Below are 18,422 nucleotides of genomic sequence, written 5' to 3'. Positions count from 1 at the left end.
CGCGCGATGAATCAACATCCTGCATGGAGGAATGCAATGGACGTCAGCCGCAGAAAGTTCTTTAAGATCTGCGCAGGCGGTATGGCCGGAACCACAGCCGCCGCCCTGGGCTTTGCCCCTAAAATGGCGCTGGCTCAGGCACGCAATTTCAAATTGCTGCGTGCGAAAGAGATCCGCAACACCTGCACTTACTGCTCCGTGGGCTGTGGGCTATTAATGTATAGCCTCGGCGACGGCGCGAAAAACGCCAAAGAAGCGATTTACCATATTGAAGGGGACCCGGACCATCCGGTGAGCCGCGGCGCGCTGTGCCCGAAAGGCGCAGGCCTGCTGGACTATGTCCACAGTGAAAACCGCCTGCGTTATCCGCAATACCGCGCCCCGGGCTCGGATAAATGGCAGCGCATCTCCTGGGATGACGCTTTTAACCGCATCGCCAGACTGATGAAAGCCGACCGCGACGCCAACTTTATTGAAAAGAACGAGCAGGGCGTGACGGTTAACCGCTGGCTTTCCACCGGCATGCTGTGCGCCTCGGGGGCAAGCAATGAGACTGGCATGCTGACGCAAAAATTTGTGCGTTCGCTCGGCATGCTGGCGGTAGACAACCAGGCGCGCGTCTGACACGGACCAACGGTAGCAAGTCTTGCTCCAACATTTGGTCGCGGTGCGATGACCAACCACTGGGTTGATATCAAAAACGCTAACGTCGTGGTGGTGATGGGCGGCAACGCCGCCGAAGCGCATCCGGTGGGATTCCGCTGGGCGATGGAAGCGAAGAACAATAACGATGCCACGCTTATCGTCGTCGACCCACGCTTTACGCGTACCGCGTCGGTGGCCGATATCTATGCGCCGATTCGTTCCGGTACCGACATTACCTTCCTGTCGGGCGTGCTGCTGTACCTGATCGAAAATAATAAGATCAATGCCGAGTACGTGAAGCATTACACCAATGCCAGTCTGCTGGTGCGGGATGATTTTGCCTTCGAAGAGGGCCTGTTCAGCGGCTACGATGCCGAAAAACGTCAGTACGATAAATCGTCCTGGAACTACCAGTTCGATGAAAACGGCTACGCCAAACGCGATGAAACGCTCAGCCATCCGCGCTGCGTGTGGAATCTGCTCAAGCAGCACGTTTCCCGCTACACGCCGGATGTGGTGGAGAATATCTGCGGTACGCCGAAAGCGGTCTTCCTCAAAGTGTGCGAGGTGCTGGCTTCAACCAGCGTCGCGGATCGCACCACCACCTTCCTGTATGCCCTGGGCTGGACGCAGCACACCGTCGGCGCGCAGAACATCCGTACCATGGCGATGATCCAGTTGCTGCTCGGCAACATGGGCATGGCCGGCGGCGGCGTCAACGCGCTGCGCGGCCACTCTAATATTCAGGGGCTGACCGATTTGGGACTGCTGTCGACCAGTCTGCCGGGTTATTTGACGCTGCCATCCGATAAACAGACCGATCTGCAAAGTTATCTTAGCGCCAACACGCCGAAAGCGACGCTGCCCGGGCAGGTGAACTACTGGAGCAACTACCCGAAATTCTTCGTCAGCCTGATGAAATCGTTCTATGGCGAGGCGGCGCAGAAAGAGAATGACTGGGGCTTCAACTGGTTGCCGAAATGGGATCAGGCCTACGACGTTATCAAGTACTTCAATATGATGGATAACGGCAACGTCACTGGCTATATCTGTCAGGGCTTCAACCCGGTAGCGTCCTTCCCGGACAAAAACAAAGTGGTCCGCAGTCTCAGCAAGCTGAAGTATCTGGTGGTTATCGATCCGCTGGTGACCGAAACCTCGACCTTCTGGCAGAACCACGGCGAGTCTAATGATGTCGACCCGTCGGCGATTCAGACCGAAGTCTTCCGCCTGCCGTCGACCTGCTTTGCCGAAGAAGATGGCTCGATCGCCAACTCCGGTCGCTGGCTGCAATGGCACTGGAAAGGTCAGGATGCCCCAGGTGAAGCGCGCAACGATGGCGAAATCCTTGCCGGGATTTATCATCGCCTGCGCGAACTGTACCGCACCGAAGGCGGGAAGGGCGCGGAACCCCTGCTGAAGATGAGCTGGCGCTATAAGCAGCCAGATCACCCGGAATCGGCAGAAGTGGCTAAAGAGAACAACGGCTACGCGCTGGCGGATCTCTACGATCAAAATGGCGCTCTGCTGGCGAAAAAAGGCCAACTGCTCAATAGCTTCGCGCTGCTGCGCGATGACGGCAGCACCGCGTCGTCGTGCTGGATCTATACCGGCAGCTGGACCGAGCAGGGTAACCAGATGGCGAATCGTGATAACGCCGATCCTTCGGGCCTGGGCAATACGCTGGGATGGGCCTGGGCGTGGCCGCTCAATCGTCGGGTGCTGTATAACCGCGCTTCGGCTGATATTAACGGCAAGCCGTGGGATGCGAAGCGGATGCTGATCCAGTGGAACGGCAGCAAGTGGGTTGGAAATGATATTCCGGACTTCAATACTGCGCCGCCGGGGAGCAACACCGGGCCGTTTATCATGCAGCAGGAGGGACTTGGCCGCCTGTTTGCGCTCGATAAACTGGCGGAAGGGCCGTTCCCGGAGCACTACGAGCCGATGGAAACCCCGCTTGGCACCAACCCGCTGCACCCGAAGGTGGTCTCCAGCCCGGTGGTGCGTCTGTATGAAGAGGACGCCATCCGCCTGGGTAAGAAGGATAAGTTCCCGTATGTCGGCACCACCTATCGTCTGACCGAGCATTTCCACACCTGGACCAAGCATGCGCTGCTCAATTCCATCGCGCAGCCGGAACAGTTTGTCGAAATCAGCGAAGGGCTGGCGAAAAGCAAAGGTATCGCCAACGGCGACTGGGTGAAAGTCAGCAGCAAACGCGGGTTTATTCGCGCGGTTGCCGTGGTGACCCGCCGACTGCGCACGTTGAACGTCAACGGCCAGCAGGTCGAAACCGTTGGGATCCCGCTGCACTGGGGCTTTGAAGGTGTGGCCCGTAAAGGCTATATCGCCAACACCCTGACGCCTAACGTCGGCGATTCCAACTCGCAAACGCCGGAGTATAAGGCGTTTCTGGTCAACATCGAGAAAGCGTAAGGAGCGATTCAATGGCGATGGAAACACAAGACATTATTAAACGCTCCGCGACCAACCCCATCACGCCTGCGCCGCGCGCGCGGGACTATAAGGCCGAAGTCGCCAAGCTAATCGATGTCTCCTCCTGCGTGGGCTGTAAAGCCTGCCAGGTGGCCTGTTCCGAGTGGAATGACATTCGCGATGCAGTGGGGCACTGCGTCGGCGTGTACGACAATCCGGCGGATCTCAGCGCCAAGTCCTGGACGGTAATGCGCTTTAGCGAGACTGAACAGAACGGCAAGCTGGAGTGGCTTATCCGCAAGGATGGCTGTATGCACTGTGAAGAGCCGGGCTGCCTGAAAGCCTGCCCCTCCGCCGGGGCGATTATTCAGTACGCCAACGGCATCGTCGATTTCCAGCAGGAAAACTGCATTGGTTGCGGCTACTGCATTGCCGGGTGTCCGTTTAATATTCCGCGCCTCAATAAAGAGGATAACCGGGTCTATAAATGCACCCTGTGCGTGGACCGGGTCAGCGTCGGTCAGGAACCGGCCTGCGTGAAAACCTGTCCGACCGGCGCGATCCACTTCGGCACGAAAAAAGAGATGCTGGAGGTGGCCGAGGAGCGGGTGGCTAAGCTTAAAAAACGCGGTTATGCCAACGCCGGGATTTACAACCCGCCGGGCGTCGGCGGCACCCACGTGATGTACGTCCTGCATCATGCCGACCAGCCGGAGCTGTATCACAAACTGCCGAAGGAACCGCAGATCGATACCAGTATCAATCTGTGGAAGGGGGCGCTGAAACCGCTGGCGGCGGCGGGTTTTATCGCCACCTTCGCCGGGCTTATCTACCACTACATCGGTATCGGGCCGAACAAGGAAGTTGATGACGACGAGGAGGAGCATGATGAGTAAATCGAAGATGATTGTGCGCACGACATTTATCGATCGCGCCTGTCACTGGACGGTGGTTATCTGTTTCTTCCTCGTGGCGCTGTCGGGGATTTCGTTTTTTTTCCCGACGCTACAATGGTTGACGGAAACCTTCGGCACCCCGCAGATGGGGCGTATCCTGCACCCGTTCTTTGGGGTGCTGATTTTTGTCGCGCTGATGTTTATGTTTGTGCGTTTTGTCCACCACAATATTCCAGATAAACAGGATATCCCCTGGCTGAAAGGTATCGTGGAGGTGCTGAAAGGCAACGAACATAAGGTCGCGCGCGTCGGGAAATATAACGCCGGGCAGAAGATGATGTTCTGGACCATTATGAGCATGATTTTTGTGCTGCTGGTGACCGGGGTGATTATCTGGCGGCCGTATTTCGCGGCATATTTCCCGATTCAGGTGATTCGCTATAGCCTGCTGATTCATGCGACGTCGGCGATTATCCTGATCCACGCGATCCTCATCCATATGTATATGGCATTTTGGGTCAAAGGGTCGATTAATGGGATGATTGAGGGTAAGGTCAGTCGCCGCTGGGCGAAGAAACATCACCCGCGCTGGTATCGCGATGTCGAACGCCTGGAGGCGATCAAAGAGAGTCGCGAAGGGATGAAGTAAGCCTTCACGGCGCAAAACCCGCTCCGGAGATGTCGGAGCGGGTTCCCGGCAGTCAGCAGTTCGTGATAAGTGTATCGATTGAATCGATAACGCCCTGGCGCGCATGACTCAGATTGCAGACGAAATCCTGTGGCTGGATCCGTTTATTATTTAAGTTACTGATCATTGGCGTACAAAGTAAAAAGCTGTCAAATTCTATATTTATCCTTGGTACGACATGCTGATGCCAGCGTGGTAACTGTTGTGTTCGCATTAAAGGAATAATGACTCTCGTGGCCAGGTCTGCATAATAATCATTCTGCACGATCATATAATACGGCAGGGTTTTATTTGTCTGGACAGAACAATTTCGATAAAAATTGAATTGTTCAAGCATCATAGTACCCTGAAAAATTCATCATCAGTAAGAGTGCCTCCTTTTGCAATAAATTCATTCATTGCGGCAATGAATTCCTTGTGCTGTCGCTGTTTATCTGCTTCTCGTAAATCCTTACCTGGCTGTGCTGACGCCTTCTGGACGGGTACGTCAGTGGGTCTTTTACGTAGCGTATTACTTTTCATCATAGGCTCCTTGCGGTTGGTTCTGTTATTATTCACTTTACTCACTAAAAAATAAATCCCAGCAGCAACTTTAATATTTATTTTGCGAGGCCGCTTCCAGAGGAAAGTAACCGCATGAAATACTCATGGTTATTGTAATAAACCCGGCGCTGGTATTAACCAGCGCGGCGGGGAATAATCAGAACTTCTCGGGAATAAAGCGGAAGGGGAAATTGGTTTGTTTCATTTTGCCAATTTTGCGCTTCGGCAGCGTCACATGCTCCACCGGTAAAGCTTCATAGGGGATCTGCGACAGCAGATGGGTGATGATATTCAGGCGTACGCGCTTTTTATCCTCCGAGCGGGCGACGAACCACGGCGCCCAGGCGGTATCGGTGGCGGCGAACATGGCGTCGCGGGCGGCGGTATATTCATCCCAGCGGTTGAAAGACTTAATGTCCATCGGCGAGAGCTTCCAGATTTTACGACCATCGTCGATGCGATCCCGCAGGCGGCGCTCCTGCTCCTGCGGAGAGACCTCCAGCCAGTACTTGAGCAGAATTATGCCCGATTCGACCATGCCGCGCTCCACCATCGGCGCACCGTCGAGAAACTTCTGCACCTCCTCCGGCGTACAAAAGCCCATCACCCGTTCGACGCCGGCGCGGTTGTACCAGCTGCGATCGAAAATCACAATCTCGCCAGCCGCCGGAAGGTGCTTGATATAGCGCTGAAAATAGAGCTGGCTTTTCTCGCGCTCGGTGGGAGAGGGCAAGGCGACGACCCGGAAGATACGCGGGCTAACGCGCTCGGTGATCGCCTTAATGGTGCCGCCTTTGCCGGCGCCGTCCCGGCCTTCAAAGACGATGCACACTTTCAGCCCTTTATGCACCACCCAGCGCTGCAGTTTCACCAGCTCAACATGGAGTTTGCGCAACGCCTTCTCATAGGCTTTATTGTCGAGCGGGGCGGTCTTCACCGCCGCGTCGACCGGATTACCGTTTTTCTTATTACCCATCGCCATGCTCCGTGTTGCCGAGGTATCCCTTTGAAGTGTAATCCTTCGCCGGCGAGGCGGTGGAAAATATTCGCGCAGGGGACGGGCTAGCTGGCGTTCCCCGCCGCAATGACTTCCAGCCCCACCCGCTGCCCCCATGACAGCTCGAGGGTGTTACCGTCCGGGTCGGCTAAGAAGGCGAAGTATCCCACCGGATCGCCCAGCTGTTCCGGTTCCCGCCGCAAAACGCCTTCCCGCCGCGCCTGAGCGACCTTCTCATCGATCTCCGCCTGGGTGGCGCAGGCGACGCCGAGATGGCCGAACGGGCCCAGCGGCGTGTCGGCCGGATCGTCACTCTGCACCAGCACCAGAGCGAAGGGCCGGGTGCGATCGCTGAGCCACGCCACCTTACGCGCTGAGGGCAAGCCGGGCTCGCGCTGGTGAATGACGGTCATCGCGGTATAGCGGGTATAAAAATCAATGCTGCTGGCCAGACAGCGGACGGTAAAGGCGACATGGGTAAAACCGACATCAACAGTTTGCATCGATGATTCTCCAGAGGTGAATGATGGGAAGACTTTACAACCTCAAGTTAAGTTGAGATCAATTGGGCGTTTATCGCTTTGAGCCCACTGATTTTAATAGGGGAGGGTCATTGCTAAGCCACGCCGTCGCCGGCTCGATGATGGCCGGCCGCGCGGCGGCGAGCATGAACGAATCAGGCCGTTGTATGGAGGAAACTGCCGTCGGGCGTTTTTAGCTGGTGTGTCGGGGCGGGATGGTCAATAATGCCGGCCGTCTCTCAATACCCCTATAAGATGTATGAAAAAAACGATTTTTTCACTGGCGCTGGGCACCTTCGGACTCGGCATGGCGGAATTTGGCATTATGGGCGTGCTGCCGGATATGGCGCACGATGTCGGGATGTCGATCCCCGCCGCCGGCAATATGATTGCCTGGTATGCCTTCGGTGTGGTGATCGGCGCGCCGATCATGGCGCTGCTCTCCAGCCGGTTTTCGTTGAAATCGGTGATGCTGTTTCTCGCTGCCCTGTGTATTCTCGGCAATACCCTGTTTACCCTCTCCAGTAGCTACGCCATGCTGGCGCTTGGCCGCCTGGTTTCCGGTTTTCCTCACGGGGCGTTCTTTGGCGTCGGCGCGATTATCCTGTCGAAAATCGCGCCGCCGGGGAAGGTGACCGCCGCGGTGGCGGGGATGATCGGCGGGATGACGGTGGCTAACCTGGTGGGGGTCCCCGGCGGCACCTGGCTTGGGCATCACTTCAGCTGGCGCTATACCTTTGCCCTTATCGCCGTGTTTAACGTCGCCGTGTTGATGACTATTTTCTGCTGGGTGCCCACCCTCTATGATCGCACCAGCACCCGGCTGCGCGAGCAGTTCCGTTTTCTGGCCTCCCCGGCGCCGTGGCTGATTTTTGCCGCCACCATGTTTGGCAATGCGGGTGTGTTTGCCTGGTTCAGCTATATTAAGCCCTTTATGATCAACGTCTCCGGCTTTGCCGAAGGCAGGATGATGCTGATTATGATGCTGGCGGGGCTGGGAATGGTGGTCGGCAATCTGTTCAGCGGCAAAATTTCCGGGCGCTTTAGCCCGCTGCGCATTGCGGCCATAACCGACGGGGTCATTGCCGTGACGCTGCTGCTGATCTTTGCCTTCGGTGAGCATAAAGTCGCTTCGCTGACTCTGGCGTTTATCTGCTGCGCGGGACTATTCGCCCTGTCGGCGCCGCTGCAGATCCTGCTGCTGCAGAACGCCAAAGGCGGCGAGATGCTGGGGGCGGCAGGAGGGCAGATTGCCTTCAACCTCGGCAGCGCCATCGGCGCCTTCTGCGGCGGGATGATGATTGCCCAGGGCTTTGGCTGGAACAGCGTGGCGCTTCCTGCCGCCACGCTGTCGTTTCTGGCGATGAGCGCCTTGCTCATCTATGGCTGCCATCAGCGCCGACAAGCTTGCTAACGACGCTTACTCACGCCAGGGTTCGCCAAGGGTCAGCATCAGCCGGTTGGCCCAGGCGAAAAAGGCCGCCGACTGCAGCAGATCCAGCTGGGCCAGGGTATCTAAACCCTGCTCATCAAGCGCCGCCAGATGGCGGGCATTCAGCCCGGGCGGCGTCACCGACAGCGCAGCGGCGGCGTCGATTTCCGCCTGCCAGCGCGGCGACTGGCCGTCACTCAAATTCTCCCCCGGCGTCACCGCCAGCAGCGTGTCGACAGCGGTCTCGTCCTTCGCCAGCTGCGCCGCTTTACGGGCATGCACCGAGGCGCAGTAGATACAGCCGTTGATTTTGCTGGTCACCGTGGCGGCCAGCTCGCGTTCGGCGCGCGGCAATCCCCCGGGGGTATAGAAAATGCCTTTATCGGTCAGGGTCCGCTGCTCCAGCACCGGCTGATTGCGCGCCAGCAGGCGAAAGTAGGGGGAGTCGCTATGGCCATATTTGGCCAGAATCGCCTGTTCTTCAGCGTTGAATTCCGCCAGCGGTTTATCGGCCAGCCAGGGTTCCCAGTGCAGCTCATCGCGGGTGAAGCGAACCGGGGCCGCTTTGCCGCTCTGGGTATGCGGTGTGGTATGCCAGTATCCGGCAACCTGCGGCGTATCGGCGCTGACGATCGGTTTATGGTTGAGCGCCCGCAGGCCCAGCAGCAGTCGGCTCTGGAAGCTGACAAAGGCCACCAGTTGCGCCAGAGTGACGATGCCCCGCAGGCTCCAGCCCGCGCCGGTTAAGGTGTGCAGCGCGCCGGGGGTAGCTTCGACGGGGGTGAAGGTGAGCAGGCGGGCAAAGGCCAGCGCCGGGACCAGACGATCGGTGGTTGGATCGGCGAGTCCGAAACCGGCATAGTGCGCCGCCAGCGCGTCCGCCTGATGCAGTTTCGCCACCTTCGCGGCTACCGCGAAGCGTTCATCAAGAGGAAAGTCAGCGTCCTGCTGGCGGAACAGCACTTCATAACTTCCCTGGGCGTGACGGGTGCTGGCGTCGCGTACGGCGCGCGCCTGGTCGAGCGGGGAACCGGGGGCAATCTCCGCCAGTTCGGCCAGAATATCCTGACTCAGCGTCATGGTGACTCCTTATCTGATGTGGGGGGCAATATGCTGAGCGATCAGCTCAATGGAACGCAGCGTATCCCGGTGCGAAGGCTCGACCGAGTGCACCTGAAACGAAATATCGGTGGCGCGGGCCAGCACGCTGTCCTGCGCCAGGGAGGCAATAACATGCTCAGGATCGCCGACGTGGGCATCCAGTTGTTGTAGATAGTCGGTGACACTGTCACCTTCTATTGTATGACCCGCCGCCCGGTGCTGTGTCGCCTGCTCGCGCAGACCGGGCTCGGCGACCTGCAGGGCGTGGGCGTGACTGTCGGCGACGAAGGCGGTGCGCGAGGCGAGGATCCGCGGTGCAACGCCGTCCGGCAGCGCCGCCAGGTAGGCGTCGATGATCGGGTTCTGAATGGCGTCCAGCGGCAGACGTGGCTCGCCGGATGGCCGTGGCTGGGTGCGCGACAGCATCAACCCGTGTCCCGCCTGACCGGCGCGGATGGCGCCCTCCGCCGAGAAGGTGGCGATCCAGATACGCTCCGCCAACTGCGGTGCGGGCGGATAGAGACGGTTGTCCGGGTGGCTCAGCGTGTCGCCGCGCCAGGCGCTATGGATCAGGTGCAGATGGTCGGCAAACACCGCCCCGCGCTGCTCGCTGGTCAGGCCGAAGGGCAGAAACGACGTTGGCGTGCCGCCGGAACCAAATCCCACCTCCAGACGTCCGTCGGTGAGTAAATCCAGTACCGCCGCGTCTTCGGCGACGCGCAGCGGATTTTCCATCGGCAGAGTGATAATCGCCGTGCCGAGACGGATCCGGTCGGTCTGTGCCGCCACGTGGGCGAGAAACACCAGCGGCGATGGCAGGCCGCCTTCCTGTTCATGAAAATGGTGCTGGGCAATCCATGCGCTGTCGAAGCCCAAACGCTCCGCGTGGCGGATCTGTTCGGCCGCCAGCCGGTAGCGCGTTTGCGCGGAGCCCTGATCGAGCAGACGGGTAAAAAAGCCGAGGCGTTTAGGCATTATGCGTTCTCCGTGTGGGCCTGTGCTAAGCGGGGTGAAACCTGGGGAATGGCGGCGATCAGTTCGCGAGTGTAGGCCTGCTGCGGAGTGGCGAACAGGCGGTCAACGTCGCCATGCTCCACCACCTGGCCGGCGCGCAGTACCGTGACGCTGTCGGCAATCCGCCTGACCGTCGCCAGATCGTGGGTAATGAACAGGTAGCTCAGACCCAGCTGCTGCTGTAACTGCTGCAGCAGGGCGAGGATCTGCGCCTGAACGGTGACGTCGAGCGCCGAGGTCGCTTCGTCAAGGACCAGTATCGCCGGCTCGAGGATCAGCGCCCGGGCAATCGCCACCCGCTGCCGCTGGCCGCCGGAGAGCTCCCGCGGCGTACGCGACAGCAGCTCCGGGGCCAGCGCCACCCGCGCGGCGACGGTCTCCACGCGCAGGCGACGCGCCGACGCGCTGAGGCGCTCAAAGTTCTTTAATGGCTCTTCGATAATCGCAAACAGCGTCTGGCGCGGGTCGAGCGAGGCGAAGGGGTTCTGGTAGACAAACTGGATTTTCCGCCGCAGCTGACGCTGCGCCTCGCGGCTGAGATGCCCGGCGTCGATACCGTCGATGGTCACCTGTCCGGCATCGGCGCGCTCAAAGCCCAGCAGGATCCGCGCCAGGGTAGTTTTCCCGGAGCCGGATTCGCCCACCAGCGCATGGGTGGTGCCGCGTCTGACCTCAAAACTGACGCTGTCGAGCGCCTGCAGCGCCTGTTTGCCCAGCGAGAAACGTTTGCTGATCCCCTCCACGCGAATGGCCGGCGTGGCCAGCGGTCGGTGACGAGCCGCCGTCAGCCCCAACGGCGCATCCTGCAGGTCGTGGAGCAGCTGGCGGGTGTAAGGGTGTTGCGGACGCTGGACAATCGTCTCGGTGGCGCCCTGTTCCTGAATCTCTCCCTGACGAAACACCATAATCCGGTCGGCGCGTTCTGCGGCCAGCGCCAGATCGTGGGTGACAAACAGCACGGCGGTACCCGACTCGCGACGCAGGATATCGAGCAGGTCGAGAATGCGCTTCTGCACCGTGACGTCGAGAGCGCTGGTGGGCTCGTCGGCAATAATCAGATCCGGCTGCAGGGCAATGGCGATGGCGATCAGCACCCGCTGTTTCATCCCGCCAGACAGCTGATGCGGATACTGGTCAAAACGCTGTTCCGGGTGGCTGAGACCGACTTTAGTGAGCAGGTTAAGGACCTGCTGTCGGCGCTCAGCGGCGGAGAGGGACTGATGCAGGCGCAGGATCTCTTCCACCTGCTGACCAATGGTTTTTACCGGATTGAGCGAATTACCGGGATCCTGCGGGACCAGGCTGATGCTCACTCCGCGCAGGCGGTTAAGGCGTTTTGCCGACCAGTCGCTAATCACTTCGCCATTGAGGACAATCCGCCCGGCATCCCGGCGGGCATTATCCGCCAGCAGGCCGATAATGGCCTGCGCGGTGGTGGTTTTCCCCGAGCCGGATTCTCCGACGAAGGCCAGCATTTCGCCACGCTGGATGGAAAAACTCACGTTGTGCACCACCTCGCGCCATTCGCCCCGCGAGCGGTAGCTGATGCGCAGATCTTCAACGGACAGAACGTTCATGGGCGTACTCCACTCCACTGGCGGCTAAGACGATTGGCGGCAAGGACCACGGCGACCACGGCGAGGCCGGGGAAGGTGGTCAGCCACCAGGCGGTCGACAGGTAGTTGCGACCTTCGGCGATCAATAATCCCCACTCCGGGACCGGCGGCGGGGTGCCGTAGCCGAGGAAGCTGAGGGTGGCCAGGGCCAACATCGCCTGTCCGAACTGCAGCGTCGCGAAAGCAAGCACCGCAGTGAGCGAGTTGGGCAGAATATGGCGCCAGAAGACGGCGAAAAAGGTGCCGCCGCTGCCCCGGGCCGCCTCGACGTAATCGCTGTGGCGCACGCGCACGACCTCCGCCCGCGCCAGGCGTGCGAAGCTGGCGATAGCTGCCACGCCAACCGCCACCGCCGCATTCACCGTGCCGAAACCAAGCAGAATAATTACCGTGAGCTGCAGCAGCAGGGAGGGGATGGCCAGCAGGACATCGACCAGGCGCATGATCGTGGATTCAACGCGTCCGGTCAGCGCCCCGGCGAGCGTACCAAGGGCGGTACCTACCACCAGGCCGATGGCGACGGCGATCAGCGCCGCCGACAGGGAATGTACCGCGCCGTAAACCACCCGCGTCCACAGGTCGCGCCCCAGCTGGTCGGTACCCAGCCAGTAGTGCGCTTGCGGCGCCAGGCGCTGAGCGCCGGGGATCCCTTCCAGCGGGTTCGCGGCGGTAAACCACTGCGGGGCGAGGGCCATTAACAACGCGGTGATCATCACCGCCCACGCCAGCCACAGGCCAGGCTGCAGACGCACCCTGCGCCATTCCGGGCGGCGGCGAACCGCGATGGCATAGTCGACCAGGCTCATTTCGCACCTCCGGTCTGTAAATGGAGTCGGGGATCCAGTCGCGGCATGACCAGGTCGACAAGCAGGTTTATCAGGACGAAACCGAGGGCGGAGATCATCACCACTGCCTGCAGCACGGCGATATCCTGGTTATTGACCGCCTGCTGGGTCAGCTGGCCGAGGCCGCTGCGGCCGAAGACGGTCTCGGTGATCAGCGCCCCGGCAATCAGCTCACCCAGCAGCAGCCCGGCAATATTCAGCGCCGGCAGCAGGGCATTACCCATCACATGGTGCCAGAGGACGCCGGTCTCGCTCATTCCCTTGGCGCGGGCGACCGCGACGAAGGGCTGAACCGCCACCTGATCCATGCTGCGCATCAGGATCTGCGCCAGCGGGGCCGAAATGGGCAGCGCGACGGCGATAACCGGTAAAATCAGCCCTTCCAGTGGGCCGGGGTTGATCACCGGGATCCAGCGCAGCTGAAACGAGAAGAGCTGGATCAGGGCGATACCCAGCCAAAAAGTCGGCAGAGAGATAAACAGCACCGGCAGCGACTGCAGGAGGTTACTCAGCCAGCGCAGCCCCGGCAGACGCGAGGCGAAGGCGAGGGCGAACGCCAGCGCCACGGCCAGCAGAAAGGCCGGCAGCGCGAGGCTTAAGGTATCCGGCAGGTTGCTGGCAATCAGACTACTGACTGCCAGCCCTGCCTGCAGGGAATAGCCGAAGTCGCCGTGCAGCATCGCCAGCAGCGTGTGCAGGTACTGGCGCCACAGCGGGCTATCGGCGCCGTAGGCCAGTCGCATGTCGGCGATTTGCGCCGGGCTCAGGCCAAGATCCGGATTCTGAAACTTGATCAGCACCGCATCTCCCGGCAGCACCTGCAGCAGGAAAAAAGTGAGGGTAAATGCCGCCCACAGGACCAGCAGCCCCTGGCCGAACCGTCGCAGAAGATAAGCGCTCATACCCGGCCTCTTAGTGCTTGTCCAGCCACGCGCCGTAGAACGACGGACGACCGACGGCCTCGAAGCTGACGCCTTTGACCCACGGCGCGCCGGCGAACACCTGCGGCTCTTCGAAAATGGGGATCACATAGGCGTTATCGATCAGATAGCGCTGGGCGTCACCGGTTAACTGCAAGCGCTGCTGCGGCTCTACCGCCGCGGAGATGCCGGTCAGCAGGTCATTGAGCTTATCATCGCGGAAATGCTGCACTTTATCGCTGGAGCCGCCTTTCTGCAGCAGCGCATCGCGGTTGTTGGGGAAGAACATACTTTTCACCACATCCGGGTCGGCGCGGCCCACTTCTGAGACGGTGAGCGGGGTTTTCTGCGGGTCAAGATTGTCCAGCGTACGGCTACCGGCATCCCCGGCTTTGACGGTCAACGCCACACCCACCTGGCGCCACTGCTGGGCGATCAGCTGCAGCACTTCCTTATTCTGCGGCTGCGGCAGCGATTCATATACCGTCAGCGCCAGCCGCTGGCCGTCTTTACTGCGAATACCGTCGGCGTCGGGCTTCCAGCCGGCGTCGTCCAGCAACTGTCGGGCTTTGGCCTGGTCGAAGGTCAGTTTATCGCTCAGATTGACATAGCCGGCGGCGGAGCTGGCCAGTACGGAGGTCGCTTGCGGGTAGTTAGCGGAGAATAGCGTCTCCACCACCTGTTTGGCGTTGGTGGCATGGAGCAGGGCCTGGCGCACCCGCAGGTCGGCGACCAGTGGGTTATCCGGGCGGAAGCTCAGGCTGTCGTTGACCCCGCGGGTAGGGGCGGCGTAGACCTTAAATCCCTGATCGGTCGCCTGCTTTTCATCGTAGGCCTGCACCTGGCGAATAAAGCCCGCCTGACCCGCCAGCAGCGCGCCGATGCGCACGCTGTCTTCCGGGGTCACAATATAGGTGATGCCGTCGAGGTTAGCGGGCCCCTGCTGGGCACTGTTTTTCGGCCCCCACTGATAGTCCTTGCGCGCCACCAGCGTCAGCTCGCGGCCTGGCTTTTCATCCTGCACCACAAAGGGCCCGGAGCCGATAATATGCCGGGCATCGCCCAGCTCTTCAAAATTGCGCTGCAGGGTGCTGAGTGATACCAGACCGGAGCCGATGGTGGCGGTTCCCTGCAGGAAGCCCGGCGACGGTTTGTTGAAGTAAAATTTCACCGTCAGCGGGTCGATCACTTCGCTGCGCTGGTAGTTATTGATGACCTCCGAGACGGGCAGGCGATGGGCTTTATCTCCCAGACCATAGGTGTCGAAGTTTTTAGCCACGGCGGCGGCGTCAAGCGGCGTGCCGTCCGAGAAGGTGACCCCTTTGCGCAGGTGGAAAGTGTACTCGGTTTTATCGGCATTGCTGGTCCAGCTCTCGGCAATCCACGGCTCAATCTCCAGCGTTTTCGGGTTCTGCCAGGTGAGCTTGTCGGTTATCTGATTGAGAATACCGCCATTCGGATAAAAGCCGCCGGCGGGCGGATAGAGATTGGTGTGCGGTTGCTGCTCCAGATAAATTAAGGTGCCGCCTTTAACCGGCGTGTCGGCGGCCCAGACGGAAAAGGCGCCGGAGAGAAACAGGGCGGCCAGCGCGGGCAGGCGAAAATGACGATGCATGGTGAATTCCTTTGTTATCTATTGTGTTGCCATCATCGGGCGCGGCTAAAAACAAAGGAACCAAGGAATTGCGCTAAGCATTTGCGGAAATTGGATTTACTTCGCGAGTGGGAAGCGTGGGGCAAGCGCCTCTCCCGGGCGGGAGAGGCGTTGGTGATTAGCTGCGCAGATCGATAACCATACGGCCGCGGATCTGACCCTGCTCCATCTCTTTAAAGATGGCGTTGATATCTTCCAGCGGGCGCAGGGTAACTTTCGGCACCACTTTACCTTCGGCGGCAAACTGGAAGGCTTCCACCAGGTCCTGACGAGTACCGACCAGCGAACCGACCACCTCGATGCCGTCGAGCACCAGACGTGGAATATCGAGGCTCATCGCCTCCGGCGGCAGGCCCACCGCGACCACGCGGCCACCGGCACGAACGGCATCCACCGCTGAGTTAAAGGCCGCTTTAGCTACCGCGGTCACCACGGCAGCATGCGCGCCGCCGGTTTTTTCCTGAATCACTTTCGCCGCATCTTCATTACGGGAGTTGATGGTCAGATCGGCGCCCATCGAGGCCGCCAGCTCCAGCTGCCCGTCGTTGACGTCGATAGCGATCACTTTGGCGTTAAAGACATTCTTCGCATACTGCAGCGCCAGGTTGCCCAGCCCGCCGAGACCGTAGATAGCGATCCACTGACCCGGTTTGATGTGAGAGACCTTGACCGCTTTGTAGGTAGTGACGCCCGCGCAGGTGATACTGCTGGCGGCGGCGGAGTCGAGGCCGTCCGGGACTTTTACCGCGTAGTTGGCGGTGACGATGCACTCTTCCGCCATGCCGCCGTCGACGGTATAGCCGGCGTTTTTCACCGAGCGGCACAGCGTCTCATTGCCGCTGTTACAGTAATCGCAGTGGCCGCAGCCTTCGAAGAACCACGCTACGCTGGCGCGATCGCCTGGCTTCAGGGAGGTGACGCCCGGTCCGACTTTTTGCACCACCCCGATCCCTTCATGGCCGAGAATGACGCCGGTTTTATCGCCAAAATCGCCGTTTTTCACGTGCAGGTCCGTATGACACACGCCGCAGCATTCCATTTTCAACAACGCTTCACCGTATTCCAGCGGGCGCAGCGTTTTTTCCGTGACGTTAACCTGATGGTCGTGGGTAACAACAGCAGCCTTCATGCCTGTCTCCTTGTGAGGGGATTGTTTAATTTTATTAATGCAATAGTACCCAATAAGGATTAGACGCGATGGAGAAAAATACAAGGCGCTTTAGTACAGGATGTGGTTTTTTGCTACAGCGATAGCACAAAATTCAGACAATACCTCTAATTTTGGTAGGTAATAATAGCGTCACTGAATGGTCATGTTTTCTTCATCACCCAACTCTATCGTTTTGCGCATCAATTTCTTATAACAACAGAGTGATACAACAATGCATCTGGTAAAAACCATCCTCACTGCCGGTCTGTTTCTGTCCGCCGCCGCGCAGGCGCAGAACGTACTGGAATTCCCCCAGCCGGAAAACAACCCGGAAGAATTTTACGCCGTCACCGAGATCCCGGCAGGGGGCATTATTAAGTATGAAACCGACGCCAAAACGGGGTTTATCATCGCCGACCGCTTTCAGTCGATGCCGGTGGCTTACCCGGCGAACTACGGCTCGCTGACCCAGTCGCTGGCCGGAGATGGCGACCCGCTGGACGTAGTGTTTTACACTCGCGCGCCGATGGCGCCCGGCACACTGATTAAGCTGCGGCCGATCGGTGTCCTTAAGATGATAGACGGCGGTGAGAAAGACGACAAAATCATCGCCGTGCCGGCCAGTAAAATTGACTCAACCTATGACGACATCAAGACCATCACCGATCTGCCGAAAATCGAGCAGCAGCGGCTGGAGGCCTTCTTCCGGGTCTATAAAGAACTGCCGGAGGGGCGTAAAAAGGTTGAGCTGGCCGGTTTTAACGATGCCGCCGCTGCGAAGCAGGAGATCAAATCGGCCTGGGAAGCCTGGAAAGCGAAGAACCCGCAATAATATTCATCGCGGGCGCTGTCCGGCGCCCGCGGCATTCGCTTTCATGATCCCTATGCCGGCGAAATCACACGTCACACGGCAACGCTTATCCCACCATATTGCATCTTGACGCAGGATGAAGTTGATGGTTGTATTGCACAACCATTTCATTTTCTGGACCCGCCGCCATGCCTGATACCCCCTTAATCCAACAGATTCGTACCGCCTCGCGGTTAATGGTGCGCGAGCTGGGCTTTATGAGCACCACGCTGGCCGCCACCCATTATTCACCTTCGGCGGTGCACACCCTGCTTGAGGTATCGATGAGGGGGGAGATGACGGCCGCGCAGCTGGTCACGTTGCTGGGACTGGAAAAATCAAGCGTCAGCCGGATGGTCTCTCGTCTGCTGGCGGCCGGTGAGCTGGAGGAGCGTCCTTGCGCGGAGGATGCGCGCGCGAAATCACTCGCCCTGACGGCAAAGGGGCACGATACGGTGGCGAAAATTAACGCCTGGGGTACCCGTCAGGTGGTGGAGGCGTTAGACCATCTGGATGAGACGCAGCAGCACACTGTCGCCACTGGACTGGCGGCCTATGCCCGGGCGCTGGCGCAGTGTCGGGATAGCGCGCTCGCGGATACGGCTCCGCAAATTTCGCTGATGACCGGCTACCAGCCGGGGATGATCGGCCGGATTGCCCAGATGCACGGGGAGTATTACGCCCGTCATCATGACTTTGGCGCTTTTTTTGAAGGCAAGGTCGCCAGCGGCGTAGCGGAATTTGCCACCCGGCTTTCCTCCCCGGCCAACCAGATCTGGCTGGCGATCCGCGAAGGCAAAATCGTCGGCTCGCTGGCTATCGATGGCGAGGATCTTGGCCAGCAGGAGGCGCATCTGCGCTGGTTTATTCTCGACGACAGCTGCCGGGGAAGCGGCATCGGCAGGCGTCTGCTCAGCGAGGCGATGACTTTCTGCGATAGTCGCCAGTTTAGCGCGGTGCAGCTGTGGACCTTTAAAGGGCTGGACGCGGCCCGCAAACTGTATGAATCCTTTGGCTTCACGTTAACCCGCGAATGGCAGGGGGAGCAGTGGGGAAAGGTAATGACCGAGCAGCAATTTACCCGGTCCGGAAACACCGGCTAAGCACGTTG

The 18,422-nt window shown here is 59.6% G+C and carries 17 protein-coding genes; 6 read left to right on the top strand and 11 right to left on the bottom strand.

The window, feature by feature from the left end:
- Positions 1–36 precede the first annotated feature (36 nt).
- The 3 genes from fdnG to fdnI are packed head-to-tail and all read left to right on the top strand — an operon-like array spanning position 37 to position 4,629.
- On the top strand, positions 37–3,084 hold the full coding sequence (gene fdnG, locus A1WC_RS12085; RefSeq protein ID WP_148672080.1) for a formate dehydrogenase-N subunit alpha: 3,048 nt from the start codon (positions 37–39) through the stop codon (positions 3,082–3,084).
- A gap of 11 nt (positions 3,085–3,095) precedes the next feature.
- Complete coding sequence (gene fdxH / locus A1WC_RS12090) at positions 3,096–3,980, top strand: formate dehydrogenase subunit beta (RefSeq protein WP_016161136.1); 885 nt, start codon at positions 3,096–3,098, stop codon at positions 3,978–3,980.
- The gene (fdnI, locus tag A1WC_RS12095; protein ID WP_016161135.1) at positions 3,973–4,629 is read left to right on the top strand and encodes a formate dehydrogenase-N subunit gamma; all 657 of its coding nucleotides are present in this window, start codon (positions 3,973–3,975) and stop codon (positions 4,627–4,629) included. Before fdxH ends, fdnI begins: the two co-directional genes overlap by 8 nt.
- 52 nt (positions 4,630–4,681) lie before the next feature.
- On the opposite strand, the gene A1WC_RS12100 is transcribed toward fdnI, so the two are convergent.
- From A1WC_RS12100 to A1WC_RS12110, 4 genes are all read right to left on the bottom strand, one after another.
- Positions 4,682–5,008 carry a CcdB family protein gene (locus A1WC_RS12100; RefSeq protein WP_016161134.1) on the bottom strand — a complete coding sequence of 109 codons (327 nt, stop codon included), beginning with the start codon at positions 5,006–5,008 and terminating at the stop codon, positions 4,682–4,684.
- The gene (locus A1WC_RS0125160; RefSeq protein WP_025711567.1) at positions 5,005–5,190 is read right to left on the bottom strand and encodes a hypothetical protein; all 186 of its coding nucleotides are present in this window, start codon (positions 5,188–5,190) and stop codon (positions 5,005–5,007) included. The genes A1WC_RS12100 and A1WC_RS0125160 overlap by 4 nt, the downstream gene beginning before the upstream one ends.
- 178 nt (positions 5,191–5,368) lie before the next feature.
- A complete protein-coding gene (ppk2, locus tag A1WC_RS12105) occupies positions 5,369–6,187 on the bottom strand; it encodes a polyphosphate kinase 2 (protein WP_012541603.1) in 819 nt (272 codons plus the stop codon).
- Positions 6,188–6,273: 86 nt separating this feature from the next.
- Entirely contained in the window at positions 6,274–6,711 is a 438-nt protein-coding gene (locus A1WC_RS12110; protein ID WP_016161133.1) for a VOC family protein, read from the bottom strand.
- 277 nt (positions 6,712–6,988) lie between these two features.
- On the opposite strand from A1WC_RS12110, the gene araJ reads away from it, so the two are divergent.
- Entirely contained in the window at positions 6,989–8,143 is a 1,155-nt protein-coding gene (araJ, locus tag A1WC_RS12115) for an MFS transporter AraJ (RefSeq protein ID WP_016161132.1), read from the top strand.
- A gap of 6 nt (positions 8,144–8,149) precedes the next feature.
- Here araJ and A1WC_RS12120 read toward each other — a convergent pair whose 3' ends face one another.
- The 7 genes from A1WC_RS12120 to adhP form a co-directional block, all read right to left on the bottom strand.
- A complete protein-coding gene (locus A1WC_RS12120) occupies positions 8,150–9,241 on the bottom strand; it encodes an alkylhydroperoxidase domain protein (protein WP_016161131.1) in 1,092 nt (363 codons plus the stop codon).
- Between the two features lie 9 nt (positions 9,242–9,250).
- Positions 9,251–10,237: a putative FMN-dependent luciferase-like monooxygenase gene (locus A1WC_RS12125; protein WP_016161130.1), complete on the bottom strand. Its 987-nt coding sequence runs from the start codon at positions 10,235–10,237 to the stop codon at positions 9,251–9,253.
- Positions 10,237–11,853, bottom strand: a complete 1,617-nt coding sequence (locus A1WC_RS12130) for a dipeptide ABC transporter ATP-binding protein (RefSeq protein WP_016161129.1) — start codon at positions 11,851–11,853, stop codon at positions 10,237–10,239. Before A1WC_RS12130 ends, A1WC_RS12125 begins: the two co-directional genes overlap by 1 nt.
- Positions 11,850–12,698, bottom strand: coding sequence for an ABC transporter permease (locus A1WC_RS12135; RefSeq protein WP_008804744.1), 849 nt, complete (start codon positions 12,696–12,698; stop codon positions 11,850–11,852). Before A1WC_RS12135 ends, A1WC_RS12130 begins: the two co-directional genes overlap by 4 nt.
- Positions 12,695–13,639, bottom strand: a complete 945-nt coding sequence (locus tag A1WC_RS12140; RefSeq protein WP_008804745.1) for an ABC transporter permease — start codon at positions 13,637–13,639, stop codon at positions 12,695–12,697. The genes A1WC_RS12135 and A1WC_RS12140 overlap by 4 nt, the downstream gene beginning before the upstream one ends.
- A 10-nt stretch (positions 13,640–13,649) precedes the next feature.
- Positions 13,650–15,272: a TIGR04028 family ABC transporter substrate-binding protein gene (locus tag A1WC_RS12145; protein WP_016161128.1), complete on the bottom strand. Its 1,623-nt coding sequence runs from the start codon at positions 15,270–15,272 to the stop codon at positions 13,650–13,652.
- Positions 15,273–15,429: 157 nt separating this feature from the next.
- Positions 15,430–16,440 (bottom strand): alcohol dehydrogenase AdhP, encoded by a 1,011-nt coding sequence (gene adhP / locus A1WC_RS12150; RefSeq protein ID WP_002906221.1) that lies wholly within the window; start codon positions 16,438–16,440, stop codon positions 15,430–15,432.
- 253 nt (positions 16,441–16,693) lie between these two features.
- Here adhP and A1WC_RS12155 point away from each other — a divergent pair, with 253 nt between their 5' ends.
- Complete coding sequence (locus A1WC_RS12155) at positions 16,694–17,293, top strand: inorganic diphosphatase (protein ID WP_016161127.1); 600 nt, start codon at positions 16,694–16,696, stop codon at positions 17,291–17,293.
- Positions 17,294–17,460: 167 nt separating this feature from the next.
- Positions 17,461–18,414 (top strand): helix-turn-helix domain-containing GNAT family N-acetyltransferase, encoded by a 954-nt coding sequence (locus A1WC_RS28530; protein ID WP_016161126.1) that lies wholly within the window; start codon positions 17,461–17,463, stop codon positions 18,412–18,414.
- Positions 18,415–18,422 lie beyond the last annotated feature (8 nt).

The sequence above is a fragment of the Klebsiella sp. KTE92 genome (assembly GCF_000398905.1).
In the GTDB taxonomy this organism is placed as follows: Bacteria; Pseudomonadota; Gammaproteobacteria; order Enterobacterales; family Enterobacteriaceae; genus Klebsiella; species Klebsiella variicola.
Note: the sequence above shows the minus strand (reverse complement) of the source record. Positions and strands in the feature narration are given on the sequence as shown.